Raw genomic sequence first — 12,345 nt, 5'->3', positions numbered from 1 at the left:
CTGTCAATCATCATGCAAATCCATTGCGCTCCAACGAAAGCCGGATTGACAACACAATCGCCGACAACGCGCAACTACGAGACGTAGAACGTGTTTGTGGATACTTTCTGATCGCACAGTCGGCTGCAACCCCTGGCACCGGGCACGCTGCACTGGTCTACACGCTGTCTCCTATCTCTGCGCAGAGCTCGAAGACTCTCCCGGGATTACGGTCGAGTGTGATGTCGTCGACGAAGACGATGCCGCCGATGCCCACTTCCTCACGCTCGACGTGGACGAGCGCTTCGGCCAAACGCTCGGTCATGAAATCACTTTCCGATGCTTCCAACGCGTGACGGACGATCACTACATGATCGCCGAGTCTCGGGTGCTGGAAGCGGGCAGCGCCGGGGATGCTGGCTAGCACCGTGGCGCCGTACCCATGCACCCACGTCGCCAGCGCGGACTGTAGTCGCTGTTCGTCCAAAACGAGTTGGCCATTCCGGAGCACATTGAGCAGATCTCGTGCCAGGCGCCAGTCCAAGAGTGCGTGGTAGGACATGTTCCCGTAGTCGCGCAGGCACTTGTAGCAGGAGGCGGAGCATAACGTGGCGTGGTTCTCCTCGGCCAGGTGAGCGAGGTCTCGCTCGACTGCTTCTAGAAGAGCTGACAATTCGGCCTCGCCGCCAAGATGCGTCGCGAAACCCGCACCGTTCTCAAGCGTGTCGGCGATAAACGCGTACGGCACGGGCTCGTTGTTGCTATCCAGGCCCGCGTAGATACCTGCGACAAGTTCTAATGGCTCAATGTCGAGCTGGGCTGCTGCGACCTTGCGCAATAGAAACGCCAGGGAGTACCACGCAGCGCGGCGTCCGTCGGTCAGCTCGGTGACGCCAGTGGGCTGCAAACCAGCTGAGAAGTTGAGCCGCAATCCTTGGCTCGTCAGCGTGCCCGTCTGTGGCCCGATGAAGAGGAAATCTGTGTGTTGCACGGCACCCAGCGCGACTTCCAACGGGTCTCCGGTCACAACCGTAGATGGGAGCAGACCCTTCTCGACCGCTTCGACGGCGACGTAGCCACCCCAGTCGAGCCGGTCCGACACTGCGGCCTTGAAACGGAAGAGTTTGCCTCCATTGTCGTTGATCACGAATTTGCGCCCAGGACCGCTGTAGGCGGATATGAAACCTGGCCTGGCCGAGTGGAGTTGACCCAGGTCGGCGAAAGCGCGGGCAGCCATCGCACGCGGTGACCACGAGAAGTTCCCGTCGAAGTCTCCTTGGTCTTTGGCGCGGAATCCCAGGGGTTCGCGAAGTTGCATCCGGGAAAACCCGTCGGGGCCGTGGTCGCACAGTGGGCAGGTGTCGATGTCGCCGAGGTCCTCGTCGGAAAGGAAGGAGCAGGACCGGCAGAGGTAGATGGGTCGGTCGATTCCAAGAGCATCCGTCCGGGGGTGCTGCGGGCGGCGCCCGCGCGGCTCGAATGCAGCCACGCCGACAGCGGTGTGAACCCGCTTATCGCGCACCATCTCGTTCATCGGAGCGAACTGGCCAACCGCCATTGCGAAGTCGCGATCGATGACGTCGGGAGGTGGCCAGGGGTAGCTCCGGTCTGGTCGCTTGAGGTAGAGGTAGCGCACGCTGCTGGGGAAGCCGAACATCGGTAGAACACCATGTTCCGCGAGCCGCTGGCTGAGTTCGTCGTGCCCCATTGCACCTGGGCCAGCTGCCTTGTCGATCAGGCCGGGGAGCTCAGCGATGCATTTGTCCGCGAGGTTAGCCGCGTCCGGGCAGAGCTGCGTCTGATTGGCAAGCGCGGCAGCCGTACGGTGTATCAGGTCACGGTTGTCGAGCAGCCATTGTTCGAGGTATGGCCTTATGACTGCCCAGTCGGCCACGAGGCCGAAGGCCCCATGGATGTTGATGGTCGTGGTGAACTCTGCACCCGCGGCGATGGCCGCCTTCTCCACGTCAGGCATGGCCAGGCGGAGAGCTTCGGAGTGGAGAGACCTGCTGAAGATCTCGTGACGCTGCAGCGCGAGGTAGGGCTTGGGTGTCGGGGCGTTTGTGATGAGGTCAGGCTGGTCGAAGTAGTATTCGTCGTGGCTGCGGCCCCGGCAAACGGTGAGGGCAATGGCGATTGGATTGCCGCGACGCCCGGCTCGTCCGACACGCTGCTGATAGTTGAATCGTGTGGGTGGCATGTTGCCAAGGACGATCGCCGATAGCGCGCCGATATCTACACCAGCTTCCATCGTCGTGGTCACGCTCAAAAGGTCGATGCCGTCAGCTAGTGGCACCTCGGCGTGCTGCTCCGTTGAGAGGAAGACGCCCTGGAATCGAGCCTGACGCGCCTGCGCGTCGATGCGGTCTGTCTGGCCGGTGAGCTCCTCACAGTTGAAGCGAAAGCGTCCGGCGTTCCGGACAGCTTTCCATCCGTAGTAGTCGTTCTCCGGCCTGATTGCGACGCTGTCGGCAGGCAGGGGGCGCCAGCAGTGTGTGCAGTAGCCGCAGGCACGGGACAGGTGCAGACGGCCGCAAGTTCCGCATTCCCAGCCCCCCTCGCCTGCACGACGCAGGACGACACGGTCTGGATCAATCAAGTAGTCGCGGACGGTGGTACCGCAGCCGTCCCGGAAGTTGCTGCGCAGCTCGGCCTCACTTGGGCCGCCGTGGCTTTCGATGGCGCGCCAGAAGTTGCGCAGCTGCCGTGGCGGCTCGTCGCGGGGCGACCGGAGCCCGTCGAATCGGCGGAGGTCTGCCAGGACGCGCAGGCTGGCGCGGGTGTAGGCCAGGGCGGACGTTGGCGAAATGTCGATAGGGTCGTTGTCGCCGCTGAGGGCGAGCCAGCCGAGCCCAAGCGATTCGAAGTCACGGCCGGCGCCCGAGAAGAGGCCGTCGAGAGCTTCCCTAAGGAGTGAGTGGTTGATGTCGGCTCGTAGCGCTTCCTGCTCCGCGGACAGGTTTGCGCGCAGCATGGGAGGGGTGGCGTCCCAGTCGTAGAGACTGGTCCACTTCCGTCCATTGGAGGTGTGCGCCAGACTGGCATGTGGGCCACCCGGGTTCAGACCCATGCTGAGCAGGTGTGCGGCAATGGCTCCGGATGACGCCGCGATGCTGGGACCTTGCTCCAACCGGGCGCTGAGAGCGGGCTCGTCCGTGGAGCGGGTGCCGGGGCGCCCGTCCCAGATGTCGCGCAGTTGGTCGAATACGACGGCATCGTGCTTCCTAAGCCGGTCCACCGCTGCCCAGGATTCAGGGGACTTTTCACCGTCGACAAAGTGTGCCCGGGCAAGGTTCACGTCGGCGGAGGTGTCACGCAGCGCCGCCATCTGGCTCTGGAGCAGCAGACGCAGAAGATCCTGGTAGTGGCGCAGTCCGAGGCCCAACGACAGTTTGGCGGCATCCTGACGGCTGTCGGTGAACATGATGAGTTTGCGGTCGTCGGCGTCAAGATCGGTGGCCAGCTCGGTCGTGAGAACTTGATTGATCTTCTCGAAGCCGGTCCGCATGCTGCGGATCGGTGAGCGCTGGGCGAGGGGATCGGTGTGAGAGAGCCGCTGCCCTCCCTTTCCGTACTGGATCTCCCAATCGTCGCCGCACGAAGGGCACTGGGTCGGGAAAGGGCTGATCGTTGCCGGATCGCGGAACTTGCGTGCCTCAGGTCGCACGATTGCGTGAAACGTCCAGCCAGTGTGGCCACCTGGGGTTCCCACATTGCGGATGCCGCCCGTGGCCGGTGTCAATTCGCTCCGCCGGAATTGGTAATGCACGCGTTTGCTGTCACGCGTCCATTCGTGGTGCTCAAGAGCGTCCAGACCTTTGGCCGGGTTCGGCCAGTACACAAGGTAGTTGTCGGCAGTGCGTTCCAATCTGACCTGATCCGGCAGCTTGGCGAGCTCGGGCACGTCTGCCAATAGCAGCGTGTTGACCCGTGTCGACTGCGCCTGTCCCTCGGGCGTGAAGCCGCCGAGGAGCACGTCACCGCAGTTCTGGCAGTACAGCAATTCCAATACGCGGGCACCACAGCTGCAACGAGTTATGGGCTCGGCAAACAGCCGACCGACAGGCCGCGGCTCGTCGTCCTGCGGCACCGCGGAGCAGCTGGGATCGCTACACGCCCAAACTCCAGGCACGTTCCGGAAAAAGTAGTGAGCCCGCACTTTGGGGTCGGTGTCTTGCGGGGCGGAGGCCAACGCGGAGAGAACTCTGGTGAGCGCGTTCTCGGAATCGCTGGATTGCTCCCCGGGGAAGACCCGGTGTGCAAGGTCGTTCAGCGAGCGTGCTACCGCCTTTTCGGTACCGTCTTCGTCCTCGTTGAGGAAGGCCCGGCGCAGCGTGTCCGTTAGACCCTCTTTCCGTGCGAGGTCGCCTGCCGCGTTTCCCTCGGCAGCGAGCAGTGCCGAGACGTGCGCGGCTGTTCCCGTGACCGCTGAGGTGGGCATTGCAAGGCTGCCTTGCACGAACGTAAAACTGGCTGCATCGACTCCGAAGAACTCCTGGAGGTACTGCTGGTCACGTTCGGCATCGATTGAGGCTGAAGCCGCGAGGATGCGCAGTTGGCTGGGCCGTTCGGTCAGACCTAGCCGCTGCGTGAGATTGCGTAGCAGATAGGCAATCTCGGTGCCGGCGGTTCCACGGTTCATGTGGAGTTCGTCGACGACCACGGTGAAGCGGTGGTCAGGGCTGGCATCGAGCCAAGCTCTGGTCGAGTCGAAGAAGTGGCTGTCGCTGTCACGGAGCAACATCACGTTGAGCATCGAGTAGTTCGTGACCAGGATGTCTGGTGGGGCATCGGCCATGTCCCACCTCGAACGCATCTCCGCGCCGTCGAGTCGTGGAACGAAATAGCGGATGTCGTCATTACCGGTCTCCGCCGAGACTTGCTCCGCGCGGAGGCCCCGTTGTTCGGATGTACGGAGTACCTCGCGCAGTCGATTCAGTGCGTTCTTGGTCGTCCGTTGGCCAGTTACGGGAGTCGCCCCGGTGTAGCGTCCGAAGTAGAAGCGGTGGCCGCGGCGGTGCGTGTCGAGCCAGGCACGGACGGCGTCGCTGTCCAACGCTCGGCGCATTCGCATCAGTTGGTCGTCGACGAGAGCGTTCATCGGGTACAGAATCAAAGCCCGCACAGCCTGGGGCCTGCCCGTCTCACCGTCGCGCTGCGAGGCGAAATCCGAGCCATCGGTGCGCCACCATGGATCGAACGATGCCGGTTTCCCGCCCCAGCCCGCAGACTCTGTGAGGAGCGACCCCAGAACCGGGAGGAAGAACGACTCGGTCTTTCCTGATCCCGTCCCCGCTGTTACCACCATGTTCTGTCCTGGCGTCAAGCCGGCCGTAAGAGCGTGTTCTTGGTGGAGGTAGAGCGAACGCCCGGGCGGGATCAGTCCACAGCTGGCGAACTCGGCGAGTTCCGGCGGCGCGCCAGCGATCGCGGCAGACTCGGCCAGTGTCCGTTCTGCACTAACGTACTCGGGCCGCAGTTCGATGAGCGGCATGCGGAACGCGCCGTTGTCACGGTCGAAAAGCTCGCGCCGCTCTCGCTGAAGCCGCTCGTCGTTCAAACCGAAGGGCGTGTCGTAGTACCGGAAGTATGCCTCCCTCAGCCGGTCGAAGGTGCCTATGACGTCAAGACCGCGGCGTGCCTCGTCTTCGAGGGAAGCCATCAATTCCTCCAGGGTGTTCTCAGCTGAGAATGGATACCGGTTGGTGGACGGACTCTGCCACCAGCAGCGCGATGTCTTTGGGGACGTTTCGATAGATCGCAGTACGCGCACGGTCGCCGTACTGTGTGGCCAGACCGCTGCAGAGCACCAACACGCGGGCCTGCAGCGGCGGCAGCGTGGCGCTCCGATCGATGAACGCCGTGCCGATCTCTTCGCTCTCCGCCACGCGCTCCGGTCTCCAGCGGAAGACATTGATGCCGCGGTCGGCGCAGTCGAGCAAGGTGCCGGTGGCGTAATCGGTGTGATACCAGCTGCCGTTCGCGCGGTAGCGGTAGCTCGGCCGTCCATGGACCTGCAGCTCGTACAGTCCGTCACTCATGAACAGGCCCGGGCGGACCCGAATCTCGTCTCTGTTCGAAGAAAAATGCTTGACCTTGTCACCTTCTGCGGGAGGCCCAGCAGGGCGCCCGCGAGCGATCGGGCGAAGACCCCTCGCAATGGTTCGGGCCGCGTATCCGACGTACTCCACGCCGGCTTCCGCCAGCAGGACGCATAATTCCTCGACGCTGTCCGCCTGCACGAAGACTGACGCTGGAACGGGCAATGGTCCGTCATTACTTCTCGCAGGGTGTTCGATATTTACAGCTGCCAGTTCTTCGAGCCGCTCGACGAGGCCGATCCGTCTACTTCCGGCAAGCACCGCTGTGCCGCCGGTGGCTGGGAGCAGAGCCGCAACGGCGGGTGCGACCGCCCACGTGCCGCCCTGCCAATCGATCTCGGCATGGCCGAGAGCGGACACGTCCCGCAGCCATTGGGCTGTCTCGTATGGCTTCGGGCTGCGGTCGGCAGTGCGGGCCATCCACGCGACACGTTGGCGAAGATCACGGATGTCGCCGGAGCCCATCTCACTCATCCATGTGAGCAACAGGTCAGCGTCCATTGACACGCTCCCAGGCACTGACGTAGAACGCCCATAACCGGTCGGTGGATCGGAGCGAGGCGACAGCTTCGCCCCAGATGCGGTGGTCGTCGGCACCCAGTCCCCGGAAGGCCGGTTCCGCTGGCCGCAGGCGTATCACCTGCCATCCGGTGGAACGCTTCTGCAGCACCCACGCACCGCGGTCTCGGCGGACCTCGAAGTACATGAAGGGGACTCCCGGTGCGAAGTTGGGCATCGCCGGTTCCTCAAGCGCAGCCACTTGTCCGGTGCGGTCAATCACCCAGTTCTCCACCGCGCCACGCCTGACCAGAACGATTTCCGGCTCATCGGGCTCGGCTGTCCAGGCGCCGCAGACGGCACCCCGCTCATCGGATGACACCAGATCACCGTTCCTCCAGGACAGCCTGCCAACCCCCGGAGGTTCGTAAGCGTTTCCGGCGCTTCGGCGCACCACAAACGTGAGCGTCTCCCCATCAGCGCTGACGGAGTGGCTGCCTTCCCCGTAGGGACCGGACCGGCACAACGGGATAGGGAACACGGACGCGCGAAAGCGCTGGGTCCGGTCTTGGTCGAGCACCACTTCAACATCGCGTGGATCCGCACCGACGGGCAATTCCAGGTCAGGCTCGCCGCCGGCCAGGTAGGTGTTCCGGCTGAACTTGCGATGGAGGGGCAACCCATTGATGAGGCGCGGGCGTGCCGTGGCGCCAGGGCGGAGTTTGGCGGCGAGCGAGGCGGGTAGCAGCCGCATCGCCGACTCCAACGCTTCATGATCGGAGAAGGTGACCCCGTAGTAGATGGAGTAGCCGTGGAGTATCTCGGAGGCGATCTGGTCACTCATGCGCTTCCAACCGGAGTCCGCTGCTTCCTTCAAGGCGCGCTCGACCGTCGTCTGGATGTCCCACACGGTGAGGAAAACGTGTTCCTCATACGCCTGGATGGCATCGACAGAAGTCCAGCCTCCGGCGTCAGCGTTATCTGCCAGCACCAAGAACTGTGACGGCGGGAACTCTGCCATGCAACGGCTGCCACGCGCCGCCAGGCCATTGGTAATGGTCTTTGGAGTTACTGGTGGCAACCCTTTTGCTTCAAACATCGAGCTGTACGGGTCAGGCGTAATGCTGACGCTGAATGCCGCACCGCCGGTCTTCCCCGCCAGGGTGTCCCCCGGCACCTGAGCCACAGCAGGGATCACCCACCAAGCTCTGTGCCGGTCGAGGTCAAGGGTGAGGCGAATCTCCAGTCGCCGGAGTCCCTCGGCTGTGATGACCTTGCCATCCCAGGAGATAGCAAGCTTGTAAATGAGCGGGCGCAGGTAGTCCACGATGTCCGGGTCGTCGAGGACCTCCAGGAAGCGGTCGCTGAAGCCTCGCGAGCGACCGTGAGTCCAGACCTTCAGCAGGTCAAGCAGCGCGTCGGGAGAGTGGACAACGCCCGACGTCAGGTCCATGCGGTCAAAGAACCGCGTCAGCACCGCCCGGTCGCTGCGCCTGATCAACGCCTGCGACAGCGGGTATCCGATGCGACTCGGCTCCGGATTCTCCGGAATCGTCGAGGTCCCGAACGATTCTCCCTGCTCGCCAATCCAGGAGTGGATCTGCTTCCACATCTCGGCTACCTGGGTGAAGGCGCCACGGTCACGCAGATACATCCGGACCGTCTCAAGCTCTGCCTCGGAACCGTCCGGCAGTAGTGCCTGGGCCAGTCGAATGTAATAGCTGTGACGTGCCCCAGCAGCATCGCTTCGCATCTCCGAGGCGGCGAGCACACTGAGCACAAGAACCGGTAGCGTTGGTGGCGGCTGGTCACGCGCCCCCGCCCCCCAGGCTGCATGGGCGGCTAGTACCTGGGAGAACATCGACGCACCGCGGTTGATGTCGACTACGCACCTGACGGCATCTGCCAGCGAGCGCAGCGAGTCCTCGCCCGGATCTCCTAACCGCTGGAGCTCATCGAAGTCGACGAACATCACGACAGGCTGGCCATCCCGTCCCTCGAAGAACTCTCGGACAAGCCGCTCTTGCCAGCGGAGGTACGCGGGTGGCAAGCACAGATCAGCGGATCTTGGCACGTGGGTGACAGTAGTTGTGGTAGCCGACACTTTTCCGGCACCCACAGGAAACAGCCTGCGCACCAGCGAATCCCCTTCCCCCGATTGCCGATTCGAGCCACCCACCGCCTCCGATGGTTCCCACGAATCTCCATCAGTATCAAGATCTTTCGGCCTGCTGCCCCAGGGCGTTACAGAGGGCCGAACTGGTCGCTTGAGACATCGCATCGAAGCTCACCGATAGAACCGCTCGGCACTGGATCCGATTGGGGTGCAGCGACTTCCGGTCCGGCATGGAATGCGTCGGCACCGCTGCTGAACTAATGCGTCGGCTTGCGCGTGTCCGAACTTCCGCCGTTCTGCGCGGCGGCGGTTGCACTACCGCCACCCACGTCTCCCAACGAGAGCCACCTATGTTGCCGAACGGCGCCGAACATACGCCTAACATTGCCAGACAATCGCCGCATGTGGTACAACTACCTTGCCGGTAGCTGCCGGTAACACGGTTGATCGCCTGCGGGCGGGAGGGATGGTGCAGGAATGGCGGAGCGGCAGCCGTCGTCGATCATTCGGGTGGCGAGTTTTATCGCCAACGTGGGTGTCGGCAATAGGTTCACGATGAAGCAGCTGAATGCGTCGGTGCCGGACGTGATCCAGACCGATCGGCGAATGCGTGATCTGCGGGAGATGGGCTGGCGGATCGACAACTACAAAACCAACGCGAGCCTTGCGCCGGAGGAGTATCTGGTCCGGGAGATCGGTGTCCGGATCGACCAAGGGGAAAAGCGACCGGCGAACCAGCGCCGGTCGATCGCCGGAGCCAAGCGTCGCCGCATCTTCGAACGTGACGGCGGGGCATGCAGGATCTGCGGCGTCGCCGGCGGTCAGGAGTTCCCCGACGCACACGGGCACAAGGCCGTGCTGACCATCGGGCATATCGTCCCAAAGGACCGCGGAGGTTCGGACAACGACGAGAACCTCCAGATCGAGTGCCAGCGGTGTAACGAGCAGTCCCGCAACAACATCCAGAGCCCGCCCGATCCCGCCGAGGTTCTGACCGCCATCCGCAACCTGAAGGGCGGTCACAAGACCAAGAAGCAGGTCGTCGGGTGGATGCTGTCGGGCAAACGCGAAATCAGCGACGCCGAGCGCGCCTTCGGCAACTGGTGGCGCCTTCCCTACGACCAGCGCCAGCACGTCAAAGATGCACTGGTCAAGGAAGTGCTATCCGGCGAATGACCAAGTAAATCTCGATGGGTTCGCGGAGGGCTGCCGACCGCCACAAGCGGCCTTCCGGGCGCACCCGAGACTCTTGTCAGACCCCCGCTGTAGCGTGGAATCGCCTCTCCATCAGTAAGTTTCACCGCAGGAAGCAGTGATAACCCATGGCGACAAGCACAACCGCCGCCGAAGTCATCAACCATTTCACCGCCTTGGGCACAAAGACTCAGAGCGAGCTAGACAGATGGATCGCCCGCCCTAGCAGGGAACACGTAGCTGAGACCGTCCTCGCGCACGTGACACGAACCCCATACATCATTGCTGCGGATGACATCGCGACCCTGCGCACGGCCCATCCCTTGGGCGAGATTCGGCCCGAGCAGGCTTACCGAATTCCCGGTATCAAGAACTGGTACCCCGCCTATGCCTTCACCCACCTGTTTCACCAGATGCTCGAAGAGCACGGAAAGGTCTTCACCTGGAACGAGTTCCGCGATTGGGCGCAGGCGCCCAAGGTGCGGGACAGGCTATGGGAACCCGCCCAGGAGCAGATCCGTACCGTCGTGAGAAATGGCGCAGACGCCGCCGTTGCGCACGCCGCGATGCAGTGGCGTATCGGCATCTTCTACTATTCGTTCCTGCGCGAGCTATATGTGATTGCACGATTCCGGGAGCACGGACTCGCTATGTTGTGCCACCCGCTAGCAGACGCTCTTTTCCGCGCCGACACGTGGTGCAACAACGTCATCGTCGAGCTGTACATCCCCAACCCCACGTTCAAGACGGTTACCGCCGGACGGAAATTCAAAACCCGCACGTACTTTGCAGACCAGCCACAGTTCGACGTCGTCGAACTCACCATGCCGGCACAACACTCGTTCGGTGAGCTACATGTCCCCGCTCCCGAAACCATCGAGCATGCCGCAGCTAGGATCCAGACAGCACTACACCGCTCGCACGCGGCCTAGGTACGCATCCCATCAGCCGGATCGCGCGGCAGCGGTCGACCCAACCCACACCGCGAGCCGATCCGCCTGCCAATACCGAAATTCGGTCAGCAGCAGGGCATTCCGGCATCCAGCAGGGTCGGCGGCCGGTGCCTGCCGCCATGCTCGGCTCAGTTCCTGCCTTCCGCAAAACCGGGCAGCTGTCGGCCTGTACCGTTACGGTGTTCGCCATGTCGCACACGGTGGCCTTCGAAGACCTGACGACTTCCGACCTCACACTGGAGACGGTGTATTTGGGAGGTACACAAGGCCATACGGGAGACGACGCGCTGGCAAGGCTTGCACCGGTGGGCAATCTGGGCGGGTTCCGGTACAACGGGTCTCCGGCCCGCAACGAGGTCCGCATGGTGGTTCTGTTCACCAGCGGGAACGAGAGCGATTGGCCCGACGTGCTCGATCCTCAAACCGGGATCTTCACCTACTACGGCGACAACCGTAAGCCCGGACAGCCGGACCTCCACGACACCCCGCGCTCCGGTAACCTTCTGCTGCGCAACGCTTTCGAGGCGACGCACGCGACCGAGGCCGAGCGCGCGAAGGTACCGCCGTTCCTTCTGTTCGAGAAGGCGGCCCCGGGCCGCTCTGCGCAATTCCGGGGACTGCTCGCCCCTGGCGCCGAGGTGCTGAGCACTGACGATGACCTTGTCGCAATCTGGCGCAGCAAGAGTGGGCAGCGCTTTCAGAACTACCGGGCGAAGTTCACCGTGCTCAACACCGGGAAGGTAGAGCGCGCGTGGATCGATGACCTCGCCAACGGCGTTCCACCGGTCAAGAGTGTTCACTGCCCCGAGAGCTGGAAGGCCTGGGTCAAGAGCTGCAGCTACGACACCCTCACCGCAGCGCCGACGACAGTCATCCGGAGCAAAGCCGAGCAGTTCCCGGCCGACAAAGCGGGCCAGGCGATCCTGGCCGCGATCCATGCGCATTTCGACGGCCGGCCGCACGACTTCGAGAAGTGCGCGGTAGAGATCTGGCGGATGATCGCTCCGGCAACCGGAGTCTGTGACCTCACTCGTCCCAGTCGTGACGGCGGCCGCGACGCTGTCGGCGAGTATCAGCTCGGCCCGATCGGCGACCCGATCAAGATTGACTTCGCGTTGGAGGCGAAGTGCTACGGCCCCACGAACTCAGTTGGAGTCCGGGAGATGAGCAGACTCATCTCCCGGCTGCGCCACAGGAACTTCGGCGTGTTCGTCACCCTCTCGTACTTCAACTCCCAGGTCTACGAAGAGGTTCGAACCGACGGCCACCCTATTGCCCTGATTAGCGGCCGCGACATCGTCAGCACTCTCAAGTCCAACGGATATGGAGACCTCGGTGCCGTAAAGGGCTGGCTGCGTAACCAGTTTCCCCCTGTGCCTTAGCTTTTCGTAGACTTTGCTCCCGCCCGGGCCCAGCGCCGCCGCCGGACCAGCTCGGGTCGGTAGAGTTCCGCCGGGGGGTCTGCGCTTCCCGACTAGTTCGTGACACTCGGCATTGCCATGTG

Annotated in this window: 6 protein-coding genes; 3 read left to right on the top strand and 3 right to left on the bottom strand. The window is 63.2% G+C overall.

Annotation, left to right across the window (positions count from 1 at the left end; translation table 11 throughout):
• Window positions 1-157: 157 nt before the first annotated feature.
• Genes H0264_RS14635 through H0264_RS14625 form a run of 3 tightly spaced genes read right to left on the bottom strand, consistent with a single transcriptional unit; the run spans window position 158 to window position 8,550 of the window.
• Complete coding sequence (locus H0264_RS14635) at window positions 158-5,641, bottom strand: DEAD/DEAH box helicase (RefSeq protein ID WP_181584468.1); 5,484 nt, start codon at window positions 5,639-5,641, stop codon at window positions 158-160.
• 19 nt (window positions 5,642-5,660) lie between these two features.
• Entirely contained in the window at window positions 5,661-6,581 is a 921-nt protein-coding gene (locus H0264_RS14630) for a hypothetical protein (RefSeq protein ID WP_181584467.1), read from the bottom strand.
• Entirely contained in the window at window positions 6,571-8,550 is a 1,980-nt protein-coding gene (locus H0264_RS14625; RefSeq protein WP_181584466.1) for a hypothetical protein, read from the bottom strand. Before H0264_RS14625 ends, H0264_RS14630 begins: the two co-directional genes overlap by 11 nt.
• A 621-nt stretch (window positions 8,551-9,171) precedes the next feature.
• Between H0264_RS14625 and H0264_RS14620 the strand changes: the two genes are divergently transcribed.
• The 3 genes from H0264_RS14620 to H0264_RS14610 all read left to right on the top strand — a co-directional run bounded on the left by H0264_RS14620 (window position 9,172) and on the right by H0264_RS14610 (window position 12,223).
• Window positions 9,172-9,870 carry an HNH endonuclease gene (locus H0264_RS14620; RefSeq protein ID WP_181584465.1) on the top strand — a complete coding sequence of 233 codons (699 nt, stop codon included), beginning with the start codon at window positions 9,172-9,174 and terminating at the stop codon, window positions 9,868-9,870.
• A 146-nt stretch (window positions 9,871-10,016) separates the two neighbouring features.
• The gene (locus tag H0264_RS14615; RefSeq protein ID WP_181584464.1) at window positions 10,017-10,820 is read left to right on the top strand and encodes a hypothetical protein; all 804 of its coding nucleotides are present in this window, start codon (window positions 10,017-10,019) and stop codon (window positions 10,818-10,820) included.
• A gap of 128 nt (window positions 10,821-10,948) precedes the next feature.
• Window positions 10,949-12,223 (top strand): restriction endonuclease, encoded by a 1,275-nt coding sequence (locus H0264_RS14610; protein WP_244976187.1) that lies wholly within the window; start codon window positions 10,949-10,951, stop codon window positions 12,221-12,223.
• Window positions 12,224-12,345: the final 122 nt, after the last annotated feature.

Source organism: Nocardia huaxiensis (assembly GCF_013744875.1).
In the GTDB taxonomy this organism is placed as follows: Bacteria; Actinomycetota; Actinomycetes; order Mycobacteriales; family Mycobacteriaceae; genus Nocardia; species Nocardia huaxiensis.
This window is presented reverse-complemented; position numbering and strand designations above follow the sequence as displayed.